Below are 19,830 nucleotides of genomic sequence, written 5' to 3'. Positions count from 1 at the left end.
CTTGCATAATTTTTTTATGGTATAATATAAGGTTTTGCTTTTTTCTCAATTCTTAGATTGAAGTGGAAAAAAGAATAAAATGTGATCTTAGGTCAGGAAATCATCTATAATTTTGCTATGTTTATTAGCAAAATTATGGATTATCAAAACTTATCAGATGAACAATTCAAACGCCGTTTCGGTGTGTACAAACAAACATATAGAAAGATGGTAGAATCAGTAAAAAGTGTTGAAGCCGACTCTAATTCACCATCTAAAAGGGGACCGAAACCTAAACTATCTATAGAAGAACAAGTTTTAGTAACGTTAGAATATTGGCGAGAATATAGAACATATTTTCACATTGGTACAAGCTGGGAACTATCAGAATCAACTATATGTCGGATTGTAAATAAGACGGAAAAAATGCTTTTACAATCGGGAAACTTCCGTTTAAAAGGAAAAAAAGCTTTACTCAATCAAGCAGAGATACCGGTCATAACGGTAATGGATGTAACGGAAACTCCCATTGAACGCCCCCAAAAGAAACAGAAAGATTTTTTTTCGGGTAAAAGAGGTTATCATACTTTAAAATCCCAATTAGTAGCTGATCAAAATACAGAGGAAATTATCTGTGTCTTCTGTGGGAAAGGTAGAGGTCATGATTTTAGTTTATTTAAAAAAAGTCGAGTTCGTTTTCATCCTTTAACTACCAGCATAGAAGACAGTGGTTATCAGGGAATAGCTGCATACCATAGTAATAGTTATACACCGAAAAAGAAATCGAAAAATAGAAAATTAACAGAGTTAGAAAAAGAGTATAACAAGGCTTTAGCCAAAGAAAGGATTATCATTGAACATATAAATAGGAAACTCAAAATCTTTAAAATCTTATCCTGTAAATATCGGAATCGTCGTCGAAGATATAGTTTAAGAGTTAACTTGTTGGCGGCTATTTATAACTGTGAGTTAGGGATAGGTATAGCAGCTTCTTAAAAGTTGCCTAAAGATTAATCAAGTCAAGGAGAATTTATTCTCAATTTTTATAATTGAGATAGTTTGTGCCGCTTAAATAAAGAGGTTTTGATAACCAAATTAAAGCAGCTCTAAAGAGTTTTGAGTTAAAAGTTAAACTTCAAGTTTTCATTCAGGACGAATGTACTGATTAACTAATTTTTTGGGGAAAATTAGTTAACCCATCATTATAACATATAATTAATTTGCAAGAGTTCTAATATCAAAACAGGTTTCATGCTAAACTCCCTTCACTAAATTAACTACCAAGATAAGCGCATCTTAACAATCCTTGAAAAAATGAACTTTATGTGGGTTGCTTACCCACGGTTCAGGCATATTTGAGTAGAATTTGCCATCTCAATCGCTTATCAAGCAAAAATCGGCCAAATGGGTCGAGTTCGTAACTATTCTAACTGACTGGGATCACTTGAAATTCCCAAGCGAATCACAAGATCGGTCAATTGTCAATAGCGTTTGAGATGCTCTCAGCCCGAATTAATCACTGAACCACCTAGTCAAATCTTAATCAATCTCTTTTATGACGATATCGGTAATAAGTTGACAACAGTGGCTCACTGAGTAGTGGCTTGACAATTTGCTTTATACCGTTTACTAGAAGTACAAATACAAAAATCAAAAAGTTTTTTGCCAAGGATATATTGTCTTTTCTAACTTGAAAACTTTCCTTGGCTTTAATCCATATACTCATAATGCCTTCCTCCGATAAACCACCTAACCTCATAGAGGTCAAGAAATCATCTATTATCAAAAATTTAACTTTACGAGAATGAAAGGCTCTATAAATAAAATCGTAATCTCCTGCTATTTTATATTTAGTGTTAAATGCACCAATTGTTTTATATACATCACAAGATACAAAAGTAGCTGGATGATGCAGAGGCATTCTCCACTCTATTTTTTCTTCTAACGACTTATGTGATGTGTAAAGTCTAATCTTGATATTTCCCTGGCTATCAGTGCGAAAAATTGACCCACTTATAATAACGAATCTCAGTTTCTGAGGATTGACATATTGATCGGTTACTTTCGATACTGTACCATCATTGTATATATCATCACTATTAATTAATCCAATTAGCTCTCCTGTTGCCAATTGGATTCCTTTGTTCATCGCATAGTATAAACCACCATCAGGCTCACTCACCCAATAATCAATCTTATCTTCATACTTACGAATAATATCAACTGTACCATCCGTAGAACCGCCATCTATAATAACATACTCAACATTATCATAATTTTGATTGATTACACTCTGAATTGTCTGCTCTAAATACTTCTCACCGTTGAAGACTACAGTAATAATAGTAACTAAAGGAAGAGGTAAATTGCCAGACAAATCGCTCTCTTCATCATAAGACTTTTTGAAATATCCCTTAGTTCTCAATCCACCTTCTCCTCTTCGTTCTGGATTTGGTGGTAAAAACAAAACAGATTGTACTTTTGAGGAGGGATCGTTAATTATGACTGGTTTCTCCCGCATCACTAGGCGAGTAGTAGAAAAATTGGGGTCTAGAGCGATCGCGTTTTTGTTTTGATTGACTGGGGGAAGCGTCATAATTGTGATTTAGCAGTGGCTTTCAGGCATTGTAACTCGCTTCAAAACCTCTGTCAAGGGTAGTAAAGAGAGGTGATTGACAAACTCATCAATAAACTCGTCAATTGAATTGGCAGCCAGTTCCACAGCCATTACTTCTTCTAATTGTTCTACGCTTGACTCTTCTAAGGAAGATTGAATCTCTAGAGGGACAGATTCAATCTTGATTTGCAGTGATCGATCTTACCATCCCTAGAACCACCATCTATAACAATACAATCAACATTATCATAGGTTTGATTAATCACAATCTGAATCGTTTGCTCTAAATAATTCTCACTGTTGAAAACTACGGTAATGATAGTAACTCAAGGAAGCGGTGAATTGTCAGACAAACCACTAGCTTCATCGTAAGACTGTTTGATTTGAAATATCCCTTTGTTCTTAATCCCCCTTCTCCCTTGCCTTCTGGATTTACTGGAGATAATATTGGATATTGTGGGCGAACACCGGAGTGACTTTCTATTTATAGGAGTCCTTGAATGAGTTTATGAATTGTGAAAAAGTTATGGTTAGGATTAATTATTTTCATGGTTTTCTAGGGCGAGTAGTTTTCAAGCAATCATCCAGAAAGAACCGGGTAATCGATCTTCATTATAAGCATTGATATTCTCAAGAAACACAGAATTCTTATAATGAGATACCATAGATAAAGATGCCAAAATTTTAAACTTTTTGTTAAATTGTAAAAAAGTTTCTAAAAAGTATTGCTCGTTCCAGTATCGTGATTCTCTCAGATTCCATTCGATGGGATAATCATAGGGAAAGAATATATCGTGAATATGAACTAAGACTCCTGTGTGTAAACGGGGATAAACTTGAAGAAATTCAAACTCCACATCACTACCAGACTTAAATACATGACTGGAATCAACGAACAGAATATCATTGGTTTGCAGGGATTCAAAAACAGACAAATCTACGGCTTCTACTTTCTGGATAAGCAAACTAAATTCTAGAAAATCTTTACTAACATTAGCAAAGTCTTTTAAAAAATCTTGAGGATAAGGCTCGATCGAGATCAGTTGTGATTTTTGGGAATTTTCTATAAAATTCATTTTTAAAGCTGCGGCGATAATTTTAGTGCTACCACCCGAGCCAATTTCAATTACCCGATCAGGTTTCTTTTCTCTGACCATAGCATAGAGGATTTCTGCATCGCCACTAATGAGAGCAGAAGTATCTTCGGAATAACCAAATGCTGAAAAAATTTCTTTATTGTTAAATTCTAACGCATATTTTTCTAGTAAATACCTAACCAGTTCAGTTTGCTTGTCTAGATGCCATTCAATTGAGCTAAGAGGCCTTTCCTTGCCCGCGTATGTCATAATTTCCTGACGGTTGGGTATCGGCTGATAAAAATGGTCAGTAATTAGGGTGTAGCCAATATTTCTTAAGAGGGGATTGAATATTTTTTTGGCTAGGGCAAATTTAATATTTTTTCTACCCTGTTCGGTTTGCATACGGTTAAGTAATTTTTTCAACATTGTCAACCTTTACACTACTAATATTTACTGTCATGTTTTGTCGTCAAAGCCAACTGGGAACTGGCATCCTTGATCAAACTATTACTAGCTGGTTGTTTCCTATTAAATCTTGACAAAATACTGCTACGGCAGCGTGTCACCGAATAATGGGCAATTTAATTAACCGACCAGTTCAAGACCCAATTCAATAGGTATATTGGGTACACCCTACCCGATGATCAACTTTTTGTCAAGGTAATTAGTCAGTGCACAGCAATTCCAAATTCAGAATCTAGCAAATAATACGGAATATAAAACGCTTTTGCCCGGCACATCCCAATCCAACATCAAGAAGAATTAACGAGAGCCCTAGGGATGGCATCATCGAGCATAAAGTCTAGAAGGTGTTGCCAGCCTTCAAACAACAGATACTTGGTCAGACAAATAACATCTTGAAAAAAGCCCCAGCGAGTCCCTCTTTGAAGCCGAGCCCGTTGATAGCTTTCATCAGTACTGAGTCCCATGTAGGGTGACGAGTAAGTTGCCATCCAAGGCGGCAAATAGCCTCAAATAGCCTTGGTCTCCCAGACCTTGATAAATCCATTTGAACAGGGGAAAAAGATGCTTTGCGGCTATTCCATCAAGGATGTTCCGCATCTGCTCTACTGTCGGGATATTGACCAAACCAAACAGACTTTCTGTCGGTCAACAAACTGGTCAAACTAATCTATTGAAAGATTAAATAATACCTTTAAACAAAGGATTTCTCGGCTGGTGAGAGAGAGTCTATCTTTCTCTAAAACCCATATTCCGCACTTCACTTTGAAGTATAAAAAACTACAGGTCTTTTCAAAGAAAAAAAATCAGAATAATCAAAAAAAATACTCAACCAATCAGATGTTGAGGAGAAATCATAAAATGCCAAATATTTTTTCGGCTCGAAGAGTTAAACTAAGTCACAACAATTCGAGGAGTAGTGACTCTCCTATAAGCATATTACTCAATTGTTATCAACTTTGTTGCTTTGTTATTTAGACTAACGATGACAGATAATATTTTTGACAAGATGAAGGCAGAAAATTTAAAATAAAACGGCGTTCTTCAGTTAAATTGGCCAATTCAAGTCTGAATTGCATCACTGTCTGATCTACCTTTATAGAATACCTCATTCGGGGTACGATAGTCAAGACATTTTCGAGGACGATTGTTAATTAAGTTTACGGCTCTTTCCACCTCCTCTGGCTTAACGATTTTAAAATTCGTTCCCTTAGGGAAAAATTGTCTTAACAGTCCATTGGTATGCTCGTTTAATCCCCTCTCCCACGAATGATAAGGAGTAGCAAAATAAAAATCTGCTCCTAGTTTCTGACTCAACTCTTGATGTCCACAAAATTCTTTAACCTTGTCACAAGTAAAGGTTTTTCTTTTGTCAGGGTGAATCTCTTGAAAAAGTTTTTCTGTGACTCTATTGATTTCCGATGCGGTTTTGTTTTTGGCTAATCCTGCTACTAAAAATTTCGAGGCTTTATCTACATGAGTAACGAGAACTCCTAGATGATTGCCTCCAATCATTGTGTCACTTTCCCAATGACCGATTTCAGTTTTCTGGTCAGCAATTACTGGTCGCTCGCTGATATCTACACGCCCTGGAATCCCTCCACGCTTACTTTTTGCTCCGCCTCGACTCTTTCTTTGACAAAGCCCCCGGCGTAAATATTTCTGGTACTCTCCACATCCGTGATAGTTCTGATAGATCATTTGATAGATGGTTTCGTGACTGAGAGATTCTTGACTGGCTCTTTTCAGACGACCTGCTATTTGTTCGGGACTATGATAATCTTTCAATCCTTCTTTGACCAACTCTAAGGCTGACTCGCTGACATTTTTAAAGGGTTGTTTGGCATTTTTTCGCCTTGTCTCGCTTTCAGCTTGTGCTGTGTCAGGTAGATAGCAGCCAAGAGAACTTTGATTCCTTTTTAATTCCCGTGATATTGTGCTTTGATGACATCCGAGCCAGACGGCCATTTGCCGTTGAGATAAATTTCCCTCCTGACTAAGTTGGTAGAGCAAGTTTCTTTGTTCTATGTTAAGATGTTGGTGGCTCATTTTGGGTCTGATTTGTTTTTGTTAATGATCAGACAGTACCTGATGAGCCTTTCTTTGTCAACTCTTGAGGTTGATGCGTTTCATTTTTGAATTGGCGATTGACAATTTGCTTGACCCCATTCACAATAAAAATATGAATGCCCTGAAAACATTGAAATATCCATCTCATTGTGGGACGACTCGTTAATTTACTGACTTGATTTTTGACTCCAGCCTTTGCTCTTTTTAAGCTATTTCTTAGTTCTCTTTGTCCGAGGTTATAGACTAACAAGCAGAAAGACATCAAGAATAACATTGTCTCGATTCTTTCCGTTTTTTTAACAAAGAAACTATCCGCAAAAAATAAAGGCTCTTTCAAAAATCTAAATCCTCTTTCACAAGACTGTTGATTTTTATAAGTTGTCACCATTTCGGCTGAGTCTAATTTGTCTTCTTCATCAACTAAGTTAGTTGCTAAAATAAATCTGCCTGCTTCCTTTCTTCTTCTGACTATCTCTTCAGTTTTTTCTTGCCCTACGCCGCTAATTTTATAAATCGTTTTATGGTCTTTTGATTGACTGGCAATTAGGTCAATTTCTAGGATTTTAACGAGGTTTAATTTTTGATTAATTGCTCTTAATTTATATCGGGCTTGTTGGGGATTTTCAAACTCTTCTTTCTGCAAGCTCTTGAGAATTCTCTCCCCTTTGTCTTTTTCTTTTTTCAGGTTATTTTCTAGTTTTTTTAAGTCACTTATTTGTCTTTTTTCACTGGTTACTATTAGCCAGATTTGTTGGATTCCCCCATAAGTCACTTTTTCTTCTTTCCAGGTATATCCTTCTAAATTTAGCTCTGCCCTTTTTTCTCTTTCCTTGGCCTCTATTTCTTCCATTTCTGAATTTTGGACTAATTCTTTGGCTCTTTTTATAGTCATGGGAACTCTACTTATCCATTTTAGATGTTGAATTAGTTGAAGATTCTCTTGACTATATAAGGCACTGTCACAGACCATAATACTGTCAAATTTTATTTGTTTTTTAAATTCTACTAAGATTTTGCCAAAGACAGCTTTGTCCGCTTCATTTCCATCTCCGACTCTCACAAATAATGGTACGTCTCCATCCTCGGTTGTTATTAAGTCTAAGACGCATTGTTTCAAATCTGGTCGATGGTCACGAGAATATCCTTTGGTAATAATTATTGGTCTTTCTTTGAGCAGCTCTTCTTCTTTCTCTTTTTTTTCTTCACTTTTATATTCTCCATCTAGATGAAATGATGTGGCATCTAGATGAGAATATTTTGTCTCTATTTTAAATTTTTTGATGACCGATAAGACAACTTCTATAAAGATATCATTCAGTCCATGTTTGTATAATTCATCCATGACTCTCCCAATTTTATCATCATTGATATAATCGGTTTTTATTTCTTCTCCCAATAATTCTTCGATTCCTTTATCTTCAAAAAATTGACTAAATAACGCCAATTCAAAAATGAAACGCATCAACCTCAAGAGTTGACAAAGAAAGGCTCATCAGGTACTGTCTGATCATTAACAAAAACAAATCAGACCCAAAATGAGCCACCAACATCTTAACATAGAACAAAGAAACTTGCTCTACCAACTTAGTCAGGAGGGAAATTTATCTCAACGGCAAATGGCCGTCTGGCTCGGATGTCATCAAAGCACAATATCACGGGAATTAAAAAGGAATCAAAGTTCTCTTGGCTGCTATCTACCTGACACAGCACAAGCTGAAAGCGAGACAAGGCGAAAAAATGCCAAACAACCCTTTAAAAATGTCAGCGAGTCAGCCTTAGAGTTGGTCAAAGAAGGATTGAAAGATTATCATAGTCCCGAACAAATAGCAGGTCGTCTGAAAAGAGCCAGTCAAGAATCTCTCAGTCACGAAACCATCTATCAAATGATCTATCAGAACTATCACGGATGTGGAGAGTACCAGAAATATTTACGCCGGGGGCTTTGTCAAAGAAAGAGTCGAGGCGGAGCAAAAAGTAAGCGTGGAGGGATTCCAGGGCGTGTAGATATCAGCGAGCGACCAGTAATTGCTGACCAGAAAACTGAAATCGGTCATTGGGAAAGTGACACAATGATTGGAGGCAATCATCTAGGAGTTCTCGTTACTCATGTAGATAAAGCCTCGAAATTTTTAGTAGCAGGATTAGCCAAAAACAAAACCGCATCGGAAATCAATAGAGTCACAGAAAAACTTTTTCAAGAGATTCACCCTGACAAAAGAAAAACCTTTACTTGTGACAAGGTTAAAGAATTTTGTGGACATCAAGAGTTGAGTCAGAAACTAGGAGCAGATTTTTATTTTGCTACTCCTTATCATTCGTGGGAGAGGGGATTAAACGAGCATACCAATGGACTGTTAAGACAATTTTTCCCTAAGGGAACGAATTTTAAAATCGTTAAGCCAGAGGAGGTGGAAAGAGCCGTAAACTTGATTAACAATCGTCCTCGAAAATGTCTTGACTATCGTACCCCGAATGAGGTATTCTATAAAGGTAGATCAGACAGTGATGCAATTCAGACTTGAATTGGCCTAAGTATAAAGGTCTTGAAACAAATCCTAATCCATTGATTAGAATAGCTTTGACCACTGTTCCTGCTGAAATTTTTTCTCGGGGGTCGATTCCTAATTTAGAGTTGATTATTTCAACTATTCCTATTTCGTCAATTAGCCCGGCTACTATTCCTAAGTGATCTAGGTTTTTAATTTTTACCTCTGAGATAGGAGACAATTTTTGTACCTTTAATAGATTTTTGAGCTTTTTGATTGTCTCACTTTTTTGGGACTAATTCTCTGAGTATTTTTACTTATTTTTTCTTGAATGAGTTTATGCTACTTTATACTACATTTTGAAGTGCGGAGTGTCGGCTAAAAAAATGGAGAATCACCTTGGGGAACCCTTTGGTATTTTATCCATGACTACAATGCACAGCAAAGCAAAGGATTAAGCCGCCATCACTACTACCGAATCACCACCCCTTTTTTCAGTACCCAAGCAAAATCAATGACACATCTTGCTAATCCTTTTGCCGCTCTCAACCCTAGGTAGGTAATTATGCCAGTTAAGAAAGCGGCACGCTTAACCTTTCCCTAACCTATAAATTGCTATATATTTTAATTGTGTGAGGAGTGAGAAGAAAGCAAAGTCCTTGGGGTCGAAACACGGCAAGACTCCCAGGGGCTTTTCCATGTCTAGGGAAAAATTGTCAGTCATGAACCAGCCTCAAGAGCGAGAACCTTTTGCCAGTTTAGTTTTATATCATCTCTTTAAATGGTCGATCGTTAGCCCCACCCTACACGGCTATTTTCGCGGTCGCGTTTACGGAGTGGAAAATGTCCCTCAGCGTCATCCTCTGATTATCGTCTGCAATCACGCCAGTTACTTCGATCCACCCCTATTATCCTGTGCCGTGCGTCGTCCCGTAGCTTATATGGCTAAAGAAGAATTATTTACCATCCCGATTTTAAAACAGGCGATCGCTCTTTACGGGGCCTATCCCGTCAAACGCAGCAGTGGTGATCGCGGAGCCATTCGGGCGGCGATGGGAGCATTAGCAGCGGGCTGGGCAGTGGGAGTGTTTCTGGAGGGAACCCGCACCGAGGACGGATTGATCCATCAACCAAAACTAGGCGCGGCGATGATTGCCGCTAAAGCGGGAGTTCCCCTGCTACCCGTCAGTTTGTGGGGGACAGAAAAGATTTTTCAAAAAGGTTCTTCTTTTCCCCATAGTATCCCCTTAACTATTCGCATCGGAGAAGTGCTGCCGCCACCGATTTCTAGCAAAAGAGAAGCTTTACAGGCAGTTACCGAGCGCTGTGCCGAAATTATTAACGGATTACACGCTCTCGGACGCTAAATCTTTGCCTTTTGCATGAGTAGAAAACGGGTTTCTCGGAGAAACCCGTTTTCTGTGCGTTACTCAACGGATTTAGTCTTAGATTTCTTTCCCCGACACTTTCAAGTCGGGAATCTAGGCTAAAATTGGCATAACTCGACCATCGCCTCGATCATGTTCTTTTTTGTCCTCGGCTTCAATCTAGGCTTAACTTTATTTAATTGCTTTCTAGTCTGGAAATTGTGGCAATTGCGGCGGATTTTAGGGCGAGTGACCAAAATTTTAAACCGGGTGGAACGACGTTTACACCACATTTTTTACCCCGCCCCGGAATATATTGTCATCGCCGGGGCGAAAACCTATTATCTCCGACAAAACTATCAACGCATCTGCGGACAGATACAGATACTGCAATCGCTATTCTTGACCTTCTCCCTGATTATCCGTTACTGGCAGCGTCAATCCCGTCAACGCCGTCGCCTGTGGTCGCTAAAATTGAGCAAAATCTCTAGCAATCAAGCAGCTAACAGCGATCGCCAGCCAAAGTAATACACAAGTACGAGTTAAATTCAAAGCCTGTTCGACGGTTTTGACGGTAATCGGGTTGAGGTTATCGCCCAATAAAGGTTTTTCCACAATCTGTCCTCGATATTGATTTTTTCCCCCCAATTGCACCCCCAAAATCGCCCCATAGACGCATTCACTCCAACCAGAATTAGGACTAGTATCCCGACGGGCATCGCGCCAACAAATGCTTAAAACCCGCCCCGGCTGGCCCGAAATTAGGGCGAGAGTTAAGACCGTTAAACGACAGGGTAGCCATGTCAAAACATCCTCGCTTTTGGCACTAAACCAACCAATATGGGTGTAGGGTGGCCGACGATAGCCAATCATCGAATCGAGGGTACTAGCGGCTTTATAAGCGCAAGCGAGGGGTACTGGTCCCACCCCGAGAAAGGCACCGAGAAGGGCATAAAAAAGCGGCGCGGTAACTCCATCCACACCATTTTCACTGACGGTTTCTAAGAGGGCGCGAAGGATTTCTTCCTGGCCGAGATTATCTGTGTCGCGACCAACGTATAAACTTAGTTGGCAACGAGCTAGGGTGATATTTTCCGCTTGTAAAGGTGCGATGACGGTTTCGGCAGCCCTGCGTAAACTTCTACCGGCTAAACAACTGGCCAAGAGAATCATTTGTACTAGGTAACTCAGCAGCAAATTGACCTGACCTAACCATTGGATTCCTAGCCAAGTTAAGACCCCGGCCAAGATAATTAAACCCAGTCCCAGAATTATGCCCCCTAAACGTTGGCAAATTTTTTCCTGCGTCCAATTAAGAATAACTTTTGTGGCCACGGCAATAATCGCCCCCATCACCTGCACCGGATGAATCCATCCCCAAGGATCGCCCACCAGATAATCTAAAACTGCCCCTAATACTAAAATGATCGCCGTTGCCGTTCCCTTCACAATTACTCCCTTTTCCCATCGATAGCCCGAATTTTCTCAATATTGTCTTCCCAGTTAGCCCCATCAAAGAACTGGATCTGAAAATCTTCCAAGACATTGCCATCCAAACAGCGCAGGTTTATATCTATAGCGTCAGGATGGGAGCGGGGACGATAGAAAGGATGAATACCACAAACACGACAAAAATAATGTTGGGCTGTGTGGGTATTAAATGTATAGGTACTTAAGAAATCTTCACCGCTTAGGAGGGTAAATTGTGCTGAAGGAACAATCAGATGCAGAAAGCCTTTTTTCTGACAAATCGAACAATTACAGTCTAGAGCTTGATCATGCTCGATCGCCACTTGAAAACGGATCGCTCCACAGTGACAACCTCCCCCATAAATCTTTCCTTGAGTTGTTGCTGTCATAACTTCTAAACTACTAAACAATAAAGCTGGTTTCCTCTCCCCTAGAGGCGATCCAGCTACGCGCATCGTAGTATAAATCGGCTAAGGTAATCTTCCCCAGGGCCTCTTTTAATTTCTCGTGGAGGTGTTTCCAGATAGTAAATGTCACCCAATCTTCTGCCTGTTCGTCCCTGGGATGATAGCCTGATAATGGCTCGATCGTCTCTCCCACTGCCTCCAAAATTTGCCCCAACGAGATCCGATTTGCCGGCCTGGCCAATTGATAACCCCCTTGCGATCCCCGAAAGGAACGAACTAACCCCGCTCGTCGCATTTCTATCAGCAATTTCTCTAGATAAGCAGCCGGGATATCTTGACGCAGGGCGATCGATTTTACCGATACGGGAGTTCCCCTCGGTTGTAAACTAAGATCCAGCAAGGCTTTAACACTATAGTGACCCCTAGTTGTTAGCTTCATTATCCCTCATTTTTACCTCTTTATCTCTATCCTAGCCCCTGCTCTCATTGATGACAGAAAGGCTAACCTCCCTTACCCCGGCATCTCCATCAACATTGATAAATTCTGTTAAGATTTTGATCGAGAGATAGAGTCTAATCAATTACAATCAATTTCCCCAAGCAAGTGACAATTTTTAGTTTATACCGTGTAAGATAAGTGTAGAGATCAATCGTAACCCGATTGTTTCTGGTCAGGGGGAGCAATTCTCCTCGACTAGCCTTGATGACCCTAACCTTTACTTATCTACTGCAAACTTAAATGAACACAACTACTAATCCAGAACCCCTGACTGGCCTCGAACTAATTGAGAAAGTTAAACAGCTAGGCAACCTCAGCAAAGAGGAAAAAGCCCGGGAATGCGGCTACTATACCATGACAAAAAATGGTATTGAACGCGTTAATATGATGAAATTTCTCAATGCTTTAATCGATGCTGAGGGAATTGACTTAGATAGCAGTGCCAATGGTCATGGACGAGGTGGGCGCTCGGCCAGCTACCGGATCAGTGTCCAATCAAATAATAATCTCCTGATCGGTTCGGCCTACACCAAAAAAATGGGACTCAAACCGGGAGATGAATTTGAAATTACTTTGGGGAGAAAACATATTCATCTCAAGCAAGTTGGTGCCAGCGACGACGACGAATAGCCATAATTAAGGAGAGAGCCGTTTCACTCTCTCCTTGCTATGAGATAGGGGCTGCTGAAAAATTCGCTCCAGAAATCATGCTATTGAATGCCACTGATTTGTCGCCCAATTGATAAGTTTTACTTAGGCAAAACAACTTTAAACATAATTTTTATTAAAGAGAAGGACTATCTTAGTTCATTTGTTCGCAAAAAAGCCAGAAAGACAAAAAAAGCCCAAAAAAACTGCCGAAGCAGTTGGGAAAGATTGACAACCAAAAAGATAATAGCAAGGACAGTTCCTGAAGTTTCAGGTAGTTTTGTCATGACCAGATTGAAACTAAAATCTTCTCTTAGCTTGTCCGGACTTTCTGGGAGCATCTCAGATGTGCAGAAATAACGACAATCAACAATGATCAGTCATCCTTAAATTAGTACGAATGTATGAACAACCGCATCTAAGCATCCCACTGCAAAAGCTAATCTGCGGCGGGATTGAGGAAAAAATCGCCATTAAGCGCGAATTTTAGAAGATAGTTTCCCTGGAAAAATCCCCACTGGGTAGATTGACAAAAATCAGATGCACCCCTAGGTAAAGACTCTAATTCACTCGATCCCGAACGTCACCGAAACCACTGCGGTAATATCTTTGTCGATCGAGGAAGTGTCGTAAATTCCCGAATCGCTCACGTCAGTGGAATTGCGCGAGGTGATCTGAAAAACTCCCGTTTTCGCATCGCGCACCCTTCCCACCCGACTGCCGGTACTACTAGCGATCGCCTCAGCCCTCGCTCTCGCATCTTTGGTCGCCGCCGCCACCATTTCCACCCGCAGCTTATCCAGTTGGGTGTAAAGATATTGGGGAGGTTCAGAGACGAGGTTAATTCCCTCCTCAATCAATTCCGTTACCTGCCTAGAAAGTTCCGTGTAACGGGCCACATCGCTCGCTCGGATCTCGAAGCGTTGGGTGAGACGATAGGCGAGAATTTGTCCGGTTTCCTGGCCGTTAACTGTTACTTCGGGAATCGCCATCGTCTCGATCGCGTTGGTGGTGATTGCGTCTTCGGGAACTTGTTTTTCTTTGAGATAAGCTCGTATCCGCTGGGTTTGCCGGATCAGATCGCGGTAGGCATCTTGGGCGGTAGGTTGTTGACTGGAAACCGATAAACGCCAGAGAAGATAATCGGATGTAATCGCCCTTTTGGCCGAACCAGTGACGACAAAAACATCGCTCGCCCGTTTCACCGCCAAGAACGAGCGTGCCGCTATCCACGAACTCAAGACGAGAGCGATCGATAGCACTGATAAACCCGCGAACACCTGTGGGAAACGTCGAAATATAGAACTGTCTTTCATCATCCCCATCCTAGAAATCTGACGTTTCCATCCTATGCTAGTAGCGAGTGCCTTGAAATTATTATTTACAAAAATCAATGGAGGTCGCAATCTGACGGGATGCTTTCCCTTCCCCAAAAACTCCCTAGCGCTGACGGCGACAACGCCCGATAAGTTCAGCTTGACCATGGAATGGGCTTTATCCCCCTCTGTTTAACCCGAACTGTGGTTAAATAAATACTTCGCCGAAAAAGGTTTCAGCGAAGTACCACAATAGTCAGTGACCAGTTATCAGTTATCAGTACCTTTAGTATAACACCTTTGATCCAAAAATCATAACTTTGTGCAAAAAAAAGGCCACAAATAAATACTTCGCCGAAAAAGGTTTCAGCGAAGTACCACAATAGTCAGTGACCAGTTATCAGTTATCAGTACCTTTAGTATAACACCCTTTTTCGATCACTGCAAGACTTTTTGCAAATTTTAGGCCAAGAATTTTGGACCTAAACCGACTTTCGGCGCGTACACCGCCCGATCGCCCAATTCTTCTTCGATGCGTAATAAGCGATTATACTTAGCCACCCGTTCACTGCGACTGAGAGAACCGGTTTTAATCTGTCCGGCATTAGTAGCCACCGCCAGATCTGCGATCGTGGTGTCTTCCGTTTCTCCAGAGCGATGACTGATAACAGAACGATAACCGTGACGGGTGGCCAGGGCGATCGTTTGTAGGGTTTCCGTCAAAGAACCGATCTGATTGAGTTTAATCAGGATCGAGTTAGCAATACCCAGATCGATCGCTTTTTGCAGACGGATGGGATTAGTCACCATCAAATCATCGCCCACCAACTGAATCCGCGCCCCCAGTTTATCGGTCAATAATTTCCAGTTATCCCAATCCTCCTCGTGTAAACCGTCTTCAATAGAAATAATCGGATAGCGATCGACTAAACTGGCCAAAAAATCCACCATTTCGGCCGGAGAATGGGCCGAACCATCGTAGATGTATTGACCATCCTTATAGAATTCACTGGCGGCCACATCCATAGCTAAAGCCACCTCCGACCCCGGTTTATAACCAGCACGTTCGATCGATTCAATCAAAATATCCAAAGCTTCCTGATTTGAAGCCAAATTAGGAGCATAACCGCCCTCATCGCCCACACCGGTCAGTAATTTGCGTTCGTGCAAGGCCTTACCCAAAGCGGCGAATACTTCCGCTCCCCAACGCAAACCTTCCTTAAAAGAATCGGCCCCGATGGGGAAGATCATAAACTCCTGAAAATCGACGTTATTATCAGCGTGAGAACCACCATTGATCACGTTCATCATCGGGACGGGTAGCACATTGGCCATCGGACCACCGAGATAACGATAGAGAGGCAATCCCAGATCCGCCGCCGCTGCTTTGGCCGTAGCCAGAGAGACGGCTAGGATAGCATTAGCCCCTAATTCTCGTTTATTGGCCGTGCCATCGCGATGGATCATAGCTAAATCGACACTAGCTTGGTCGAAAGCATTCATCCCCTGCAAAACCGGGACAATTTTTTCGTGGACATTGCGAACCGCTTTCAGGACACCCTTACCACCGTAACGCTGGGGATCATCATCGCGTAATTCGTGGGCTTCAAAACTACCCGTAGAAGCGCCACTGGGAACCTGGGCCAAACCGAGCGCCCCCGATTCTAACAGCACTTCCGCTTCGATGGTGGGACGGCCGCGGGAATCTAGAATCTCCCTAGCTGCGATCGCTTCGATGGGAACTTCGATTTTATCTAACATAACTTATCGTCTCCAACTCAATTTACGGGGTAATTTCGGCTGATTACTAATTGCCTAAAGGGAAATCCACGTTGACAATCTGCTTTTGATCATCAAAAACGAGGATTAAAGTATCCGTCAGTTTTTCAAATTGAATCGTCACCAACACCAAATCCACGCCGTCCGCACCCGAACCTTTTCTGACCTGAGTTCCCACGATCCGACGCACGGTGCCGGTACGCTTGAGTAAATTCTCCCAAGCGCCTTGTACTCTGGTGGGGAAAACCTCAGCTTTCAGGAAAGGGTGTAAAAAACCTCGGGCCAGGCCGTAGTCTTTATTGGCCAAGGCCGTGACAAAAGCCGTGCCAATCTCAGAAATACTACGAAATTCGGGAAAATCGGCGGCAACTATCTGACCAGCTCGGTTAAAGGTAACTATCACATCGTCGGTAACTTTCTCAAATTCAACGGTGACAATCACCAGATTGGCATTGATAGCATCGAGTACCTTGGTTTTGACAATGCGCTTAAACGGTCCAGTATGGTCAGTTACTTGACTTTCCCAGACCTTTTGCAGTTTTTCGGCAGTCCAGAGGGGTTTTAGTTGGGGTGACAAAGCTGCGATCACCTTGTCGTATTGTTTAGTTCCCAACCATTCCACTATCTGCCGAGCTTGCTTTTCTTCCCGAACGGGATCACCAAGAGCGATCGCAGTCGGTTCTAGGTTCGCCTGTACTGGTGAAGCGCCGAACGGAGTCCAAGGCAGGGAAAAACCAATTAAACACAAAGAGAGAATCGATACCCGTTTCGCTAATGAAAGCCGCATCATTTCAGCTATTGCTCCGCAAATAAATAACGTTTTTCCACTTGACGATTGAATTGATGCCATTGTTCATTAGTTAAAGCATTCAACATCGGTCGATCGAGCAATATCTCTCCTCTTGTTATACTGATTTAACGATTAAAACTACCGCCGAACGCGCTTGCACCCGATAATTTTCCGATTCAATAGCGGCGGCGGCATCTAAATCACAGGCTGCCTCGGACAATTGCCCAGCAGTATCAATGACGCGATGCCATTTTTCCCCTTGTCCCAAGGGTGGTAACTGGAAGTTGAGAGATTCCCAGTAAGCGTTGAGCATAATGTGTAAATACTCGTTTGCCTTAGGATGACGCAGGGAAAAAGCTAAACTGCGGGAATCTTCCGACCAATCGGGTTTACTCAACTGTACACCATGCCAACTGAGATGGGGTTCAAGACTGGTATAGGTGACTTCTAGCAATTTTTCTTGACGGAAAAGAGCTAATTTTTTATTAAAATCGATCAGTCTCCTTACGAAACACCAAAGATCGAACTCTTGCTCTACCGCACTCCAATCGAACCAACTTAACTGGTTATCCTGACAATAGGCGTTATTGTTGCCCTTTTGGGTGCGTCGCACTTCGTCCCCCATCAACAGCATAGGTGTTCCTTGGGAAATGAACAGGATCGTTAAGAGATTTTTTATTTGTTGCAGTCGCAGGGTTTTAATCGCCTCGTTATTGGTTTCCCCTTCTATCCCACAATTCCAGCTAAAATTATCGTTGCAACCGTCCCGATTCTCCTCGCCGTTAGCCTCGTTGTGTTTCTCGTCGTAGGACACTAGATCGTTAAGGGTAAAGCCATCGTGACAGGTAACAAAATTTATACTTCTATTGACATCAGTGTTAGGTCTGTGGTATATGTCGGGGCTTCCTAAAATCCGCGCCGCTAATTTCGTGACTATGCCGGTATCTCCCCGGACAAAAGCACGCACATCATCGCGAAAAGGACCATTCCACTCGGAAAACCAATCGGCAAATTCGACAAATTGACCGACACTATACAATCCTGCCGCATCCCAAGCTTCGGCGATTAATTTTGTCCCGGCTAAGACAGGATCCGATTCGATCGCCCAGATCATGTTATAACCTTTTTGCAGGATCGGTTCCCCGTCCACATTGCGCGATAATACGGCCGCTAGGTCAAAGCGAAAACCATCGACGTGCATTTCCGACACCCAATAGCGCAAACAATCGAGAATCATTTTGCCGACAATCGGATGACTGCCCTTGAGGGTGTTACCACAGCCGGTATAGTTGCTATAGAGGCTTTTATCGACCGCATCAAGGATGTAGTAGGTGCGATTATCGATACCTTTCAAGGAAAGAGTCGGCCCGGTTTCGTCCCCCTCGGCGGTATGATTGAAAACCACATCGAGAATCACTTCGATCCCCGCTTTGTGTAAAGCTTTCACCAGATCTCGAAATTCATTCAAAGGACCCAGGGGTGAGCGATCGCTACTGTAACCGGCATGGGGCGCAAAAAAGCTGATCGTGCTATAACCCCAATAGTTAGTTAACCCCGGCATGGCCGCAGCGGGATCAAAGTAATGAATCGGCAACAATTCCACGGCAGTAATGCCTAGGTTTTTCAAATAGGGTATTTTTTCGATTAATCCCGCAAAAGTACCTCTTTTTTCCTCGCTAACGCCGGAATTCGGGTTACGAGTAAAGCCACCGACGTGCATTTCGTAGATAAAACTGGCAGAGTAGGGAGTGCGTAACGGTTTGTCATCTTCCCAATCATAGCAGCCCGGATCGACCACCAGACCCCGCAAAGCTCGATGACAATTATCGCCTTTTTCGCTGGCAGCTTGTCGATCATAAATTTCCGCACCGACAATCGCTTTCGCATAGGGATCGAGAACTACTTTATCAGGATCGAAGCGATGACCCTGGGCTGCATTATCCGGACCATAGACTCGATAAGCATACACTTGACTGGCTCCAATCCCGTGAACGAAAATATGCCAATAGAAAAAAGTGCGATTTTCTTGGGGATTGAGACGAATAATTTGACTAGGTTGCGGGGAATTGGCATCATCAAATAATAATAATTCGATCGCAGTGGCATACTTAGAAAATAGTGAGAAGTTGACACCATCGGCCAAGACAGTCGCACCGACGGGATGGCTTTTACCGTGATCGGTTTCTAAGGTCATTGTCAAGAGATAAGAAGTGATTAGGAGTAGTATAAGATTATTCGGCGTTGTTGAATTGGCGTACCATTATTCAGCAGACCCTAAGTAGGTAGGTGTTAAAAACCATCAGCGCCCCCTTATTAAGGGTAGTAGGGTTGATTCATGAATCAACCCTAGGATCAAGGGGGTATCAGCGCCCCCCTTATTAAGGGGATATCAAAGGCGAAATCTATCTTCAATTTAATTGAAACGACTATCATAAAAGACTATGATCGTGTTTGTTGCGAAGTTGCTGAAGGGTTTTGCGATCGCTCTCTAGATCGACTTCATTGTAATGTAAATCGGCATCGTGGTTTTTCAAAAAAGCATCCACCACCCAACGAGAAGATAGACCTAAAATACTTCCGACCTCAGCACTGGTGATTTTTTCCGCTCGGTAGGCCTGCACCACCAAAGCCTCTAAAATTTCACGGGTAAGATTATTGTAGTTGTAATGTTGAAGCAATTCATCGGGAATATCGATAGTAATTTTCATGATTTAGCTTCCTTTTTTTTTGGGGTTTACTGATAATGTTTATAGCCTGTCTCATCAAGATTAAGTATGACCTAATTTGATATTGACCACCGACTCCCCACCACGAAAACGTCCTATCTTACCATTAACATAACTGCTATAATATAGCTTTTC

At 41.8% G+C, this 19,830-nt stretch carries 16 protein-coding genes and 5 pseudogenes; 6 read left to right on the top strand and 15 right to left on the bottom strand.

What is annotated here, in order from left to right:
• The first annotated feature begins 117 nt into the window (after positions 1 to 117).
• The gene (locus ACQY1X_RS20700; protein WP_002732125.1) at positions 118 to 975 is read left to right on the top strand and encodes an IS5-like element ISMae4 family transposase; all 858 of its coding nucleotides are present in this window, start codon (positions 118 to 120) and stop codon (positions 973 to 975) included.
• A gap of 547 nt (positions 976 to 1,522) precedes the next feature.
• Here the strand turns inward: ACQY1X_RS20700 and ACQY1X_RS20695 are convergent.
• The 3 genes and pseudogenes from ACQY1X_RS20695 to ACQY1X_RS20685 form a co-directional block, all read right to left on the bottom strand.
• Entirely contained in the window at positions 1,523 to 2,575 is a 1,053-nt protein-coding gene (locus ACQY1X_RS20695) for a glycosyltransferase family 2 protein (protein ID WP_002735829.1), read from the bottom strand.
• A 215-nt stretch (positions 2,576 to 2,790) separates the two neighbouring features.
• Positions 2,791 to 3,146 (bottom strand): annotated as a pseudogene (locus ACQY1X_RS20690) (glycosyltransferase); the annotation flags it as partial.
• A gap of 22 nt (positions 3,147 to 3,168) precedes the next feature.
• The gene (locus ACQY1X_RS20685; protein WP_430015086.1) at positions 3,169 to 4,101 is read right to left on the bottom strand and encodes a class I SAM-dependent methyltransferase; all 933 of its coding nucleotides are present in this window, start codon (positions 4,099 to 4,101) and stop codon (positions 3,169 to 3,171) included.
• A 676-nt stretch (positions 4,102 to 4,777) separates the two neighbouring features.
• Here ACQY1X_RS20685 and ACQY1X_RS20680 point away from each other — a divergent pair.
• Positions 4,778 to 4,881 (top strand): annotated as a pseudogene (locus ACQY1X_RS20680) (IS1 family transposase); the annotation flags it as partial.
• 318 nt (positions 4,882 to 5,199) lie between these two features.
• Here the strand turns inward: ACQY1X_RS20680 and ACQY1X_RS20675 are convergent.
• Positions 5,200 to 6,186 carry an IS30-like element ISMae39 family transposase gene (locus ACQY1X_RS20675; protein WP_430012831.1) on the bottom strand — a complete coding sequence of 329 codons (987 nt, stop codon included), beginning with the start codon at positions 6,184 to 6,186 and terminating at the stop codon, positions 5,200 to 5,202.
• A 97-nt stretch (positions 6,187 to 6,283) separates the two neighbouring features.
• A pseudogene (locus ACQY1X_RS20670) lies at positions 6,284 to 7,651 on the bottom strand (IS1634 family transposase); the annotation flags it as partial.
• Between the two features lie 91 nt (positions 7,652 to 7,742).
• Between ACQY1X_RS20670 and ACQY1X_RS20665 the strand changes: the two are divergent.
• Complete coding sequence (locus ACQY1X_RS20665) at positions 7,743 to 8,729, top strand: IS30-like element ISMae39 family transposase (protein ID WP_430012831.1); 987 nt, start codon at positions 7,743 to 7,745, stop codon at positions 8,727 to 8,729.
• Positions 8,730 to 8,736: 7 nt separating this feature from the next.
• Here the strand turns inward: ACQY1X_RS20665 and ACQY1X_RS20660 are convergent.
• Positions 8,737 to 8,934 (bottom strand): annotated as a pseudogene (locus tag ACQY1X_RS20660) (DUF4277 domain-containing protein); the annotation flags it as partial.
• 457 nt (positions 8,935 to 9,391) lie between these two features.
• Between ACQY1X_RS20660 and ACQY1X_RS20655 the strand changes: the two are divergent.
• Together ACQY1X_RS20655 and ACQY1X_RS20650 are read left to right on the top strand one after the other, a co-directional pair.
• Entirely contained in the window at positions 9,392 to 10,060 is a 669-nt protein-coding gene (locus tag ACQY1X_RS20655; RefSeq protein ID WP_430013468.1) for a lysophospholipid acyltransferase family protein, read from the top strand.
• Between the two features lie 153 nt (positions 10,061 to 10,213).
• On the top strand, positions 10,214 to 10,588 hold the full coding sequence (locus ACQY1X_RS20650; protein WP_149106412.1) for a hypothetical protein: 375 nt from the start codon (positions 10,214 to 10,216) through the stop codon (positions 10,586 to 10,588).
• On the opposite strand, the gene cbiB is transcribed toward ACQY1X_RS20650, so the two are convergent.
• Genes cbiB through ACQY1X_RS20635 form a run of 3 tightly spaced genes read right to left on the bottom strand, consistent with a single transcriptional unit; the run spans position 10,529 to position 12,376 of the window.
• Positions 10,529 to 11,509 (bottom strand): adenosylcobinamide-phosphate synthase CbiB, encoded by a 981-nt coding sequence (gene cbiB, locus ACQY1X_RS20645; RefSeq protein WP_430015085.1) that lies wholly within the window; start codon positions 11,507 to 11,509, stop codon positions 10,529 to 10,531. The genes ACQY1X_RS20650 and cbiB overlap by 60 nt on opposite strands.
• 2 nt (positions 11,510 to 11,511) lie before the next feature.
• Positions 11,512 to 11,985, bottom strand: coding sequence for a GFA family protein (locus tag ACQY1X_RS20640; RefSeq protein WP_016515295.1), 474 nt, complete (start codon positions 11,983 to 11,985; stop codon positions 11,512 to 11,514).
• Positions 11,933 to 12,376 carry an Rrf2 family transcriptional regulator gene (locus tag ACQY1X_RS20635; RefSeq protein ID WP_069475295.1) on the bottom strand — a complete coding sequence of 148 codons (444 nt, stop codon included), beginning with the start codon at positions 12,374 to 12,376 and terminating at the stop codon, positions 11,933 to 11,935. Before ACQY1X_RS20635 ends, ACQY1X_RS20640 begins: the two co-directional genes overlap by 53 nt.
• Positions 12,377 to 12,676: 300 nt before the next feature.
• On the opposite strand from ACQY1X_RS20635, the gene ACQY1X_RS20630 reads away from it, so the two are divergent.
• Complete coding sequence (locus tag ACQY1X_RS20630) at positions 12,677 to 13,066, top strand: AbrB family transcriptional regulator (protein ID WP_002737568.1); 390 nt, start codon at positions 12,677 to 12,679, stop codon at positions 13,064 to 13,066.
• A gap of 167 nt (positions 13,067 to 13,233) precedes the next feature.
• Here ACQY1X_RS20630 and ACQY1X_RS20625 read toward each other — a convergent pair.
• The 6 genes and pseudogenes from ACQY1X_RS20625 to ACQY1X_RS20600 form a co-directional block, all read right to left on the bottom strand.
• A pseudogene (locus ACQY1X_RS20625) lies at positions 13,234 to 13,414 on the bottom strand (transposase); the annotation flags it as partial.
• A 236-nt stretch (positions 13,415 to 13,650) separates the two neighbouring features.
• Positions 13,651 to 14,400 (bottom strand): SIMPL domain-containing protein, encoded by a 750-nt coding sequence (locus ACQY1X_RS20620; RefSeq protein WP_002754107.1) that lies wholly within the window; start codon positions 14,398 to 14,400, stop codon positions 13,651 to 13,653.
• 462 nt (positions 14,401 to 14,862) lie between these two features.
• Complete coding sequence (gene eno / locus ACQY1X_RS20615) at positions 14,863 to 16,161, bottom strand: phosphopyruvate hydratase (RefSeq protein WP_430015084.1); 1,299 nt, start codon at positions 16,159 to 16,161, stop codon at positions 14,863 to 14,865.
• Between the two features lie 46 nt (positions 16,162 to 16,207).
• Entirely contained in the window at positions 16,208 to 16,969 is a 762-nt protein-coding gene (locus ACQY1X_RS20610) for a DUF3887 domain-containing protein (protein WP_430015083.1), read from the bottom strand.
• Between the two features lie 115 nt (positions 16,970 to 17,084).
• The gene (glgX, locus tag ACQY1X_RS20605) at positions 17,085 to 19,163 is read right to left on the bottom strand and encodes a glycogen debranching protein GlgX (protein ID WP_016515291.1); all 2,079 of its coding nucleotides are present in this window, start codon (positions 19,161 to 19,163) and stop codon (positions 17,085 to 17,087) included.
• A 235-nt stretch (positions 19,164 to 19,398) separates the two neighbouring features.
• Positions 19,399 to 19,677, bottom strand: a complete 279-nt coding sequence (locus ACQY1X_RS20600) for a UPF0175 family protein (protein ID WP_002797556.1) — start codon at positions 19,675 to 19,677, stop codon at positions 19,399 to 19,401.
• Positions 19,678 to 19,830: the final 153 nt, after the last annotated feature.

It is taken from the genome of Microcystis protocystis FBCC-A270 (assembly GCF_050500235.1).
In the GTDB taxonomy this organism is placed as follows: domain Bacteria; phylum Cyanobacteriota; class Cyanobacteriia; order Cyanobacteriales; family Microcystaceae; genus Microcystis; species Microcystis ichthyoblabe_A.
The sequence above is the reverse complement of the archived record's forward strand: the minus strand, read 5'-3'. Positions and strand labels throughout refer to the sequence as shown.

What these genes read in the sequence shown, in the direction of transcription:
- ACQY1X_RS20700 (WP_002732125.1), top strand. Translation starts at nt 118, where the DNA reads ATGTTTATTAGCAAAATTATGGATTATCAAAACTTATCAGATGAACAA.
- ACQY1X_RS20695 (WP_002735829.1), bottom strand. Translation starts at nt 2,575, where the DNA reads ATGACGCTTCCCCCAGTCAATCAAAACAAAAACGCGATCGCTCTAGAC.
- ACQY1X_RS20685 (WP_430015086.1), bottom strand. Translation starts at nt 4,101, where the DNA reads ATGTTGAAAAAATTACTTAACCGTATGCAAACCGAACAGGGTAGAAAA.
- ACQY1X_RS20675 (WP_430012831.1), bottom strand. Translation starts at nt 6,186, where the DNA reads ATGAGCCACCAACATCTTAACATAGAACAAAGAAACTTGCTCTACCAA.
- ACQY1X_RS20665 (WP_430012831.1), top strand. Translation starts at nt 7,743, where the DNA reads ATGAGCCACCAACATCTTAACATAGAACAAAGAAACTTGCTCTACCAA.
- ACQY1X_RS20655 (WP_430013468.1), top strand. Translation starts at nt 9,392, where the DNA reads ATGTCTAGGGAAAAATTGTCAGTCATGAACCAGCCTCAAGAGCGAGAA.
- ACQY1X_RS20650 (WP_149106412.1), top strand. Translation starts at nt 10,214, where the DNA reads ATGTTCTTTTTTGTCCTCGGCTTCAATCTAGGCTTAACTTTATTTAAT.
- ACQY1X_RS20640 (WP_016515295.1), bottom strand. Translation starts at nt 11,985, where the DNA reads ATGCGCGTAGCTGGATCGCCTCTAGGGGAGAGGAAACCAGCTTTATTG.
- ACQY1X_RS20635 (WP_069475295.1), bottom strand. Translation starts at nt 12,376, where the DNA reads ATGAAGCTAACAACTAGGGGTCACTATAGTGTTAAAGCCTTGCTGGAT.
- ACQY1X_RS20630 (WP_002737568.1), top strand. Translation starts at nt 12,677, where the DNA reads ATGAACACAACTACTAATCCAGAACCCCTGACTGGCCTCGAACTAATT.
- ACQY1X_RS20620 (WP_002754107.1), bottom strand. Translation starts at nt 14,400, where the DNA reads ATGAAAGACAGTTCTATATTTCGACGTTTCCCACAGGTGTTCGCGGGT.
- eno (WP_430015084.1), bottom strand. Translation starts at nt 16,161, where the DNA reads ATGTTAGATAAAATCGAAGTTCCCATCGAAGCGATCGCAGCTAGGGAG.
- ACQY1X_RS20610 (WP_430015083.1), bottom strand. Translation starts at nt 16,969, where the DNA reads ATGATGCGGCTTTCATTAGCGAAACGGGTATCGATTCTCTCTTTGTGT.
- glgX (WP_016515291.1), bottom strand. Translation starts at nt 19,163, where the DNA reads ATGACCTTAGAAACCGATCACGGTAAAAGCCATCCCGTCGGTGCGACT.
- ACQY1X_RS20600 (WP_002797556.1), bottom strand. Translation starts at nt 19,677, where the DNA reads ATGAAAATTACTATCGATATTCCCGATGAATTGCTTCAACATTACAAC.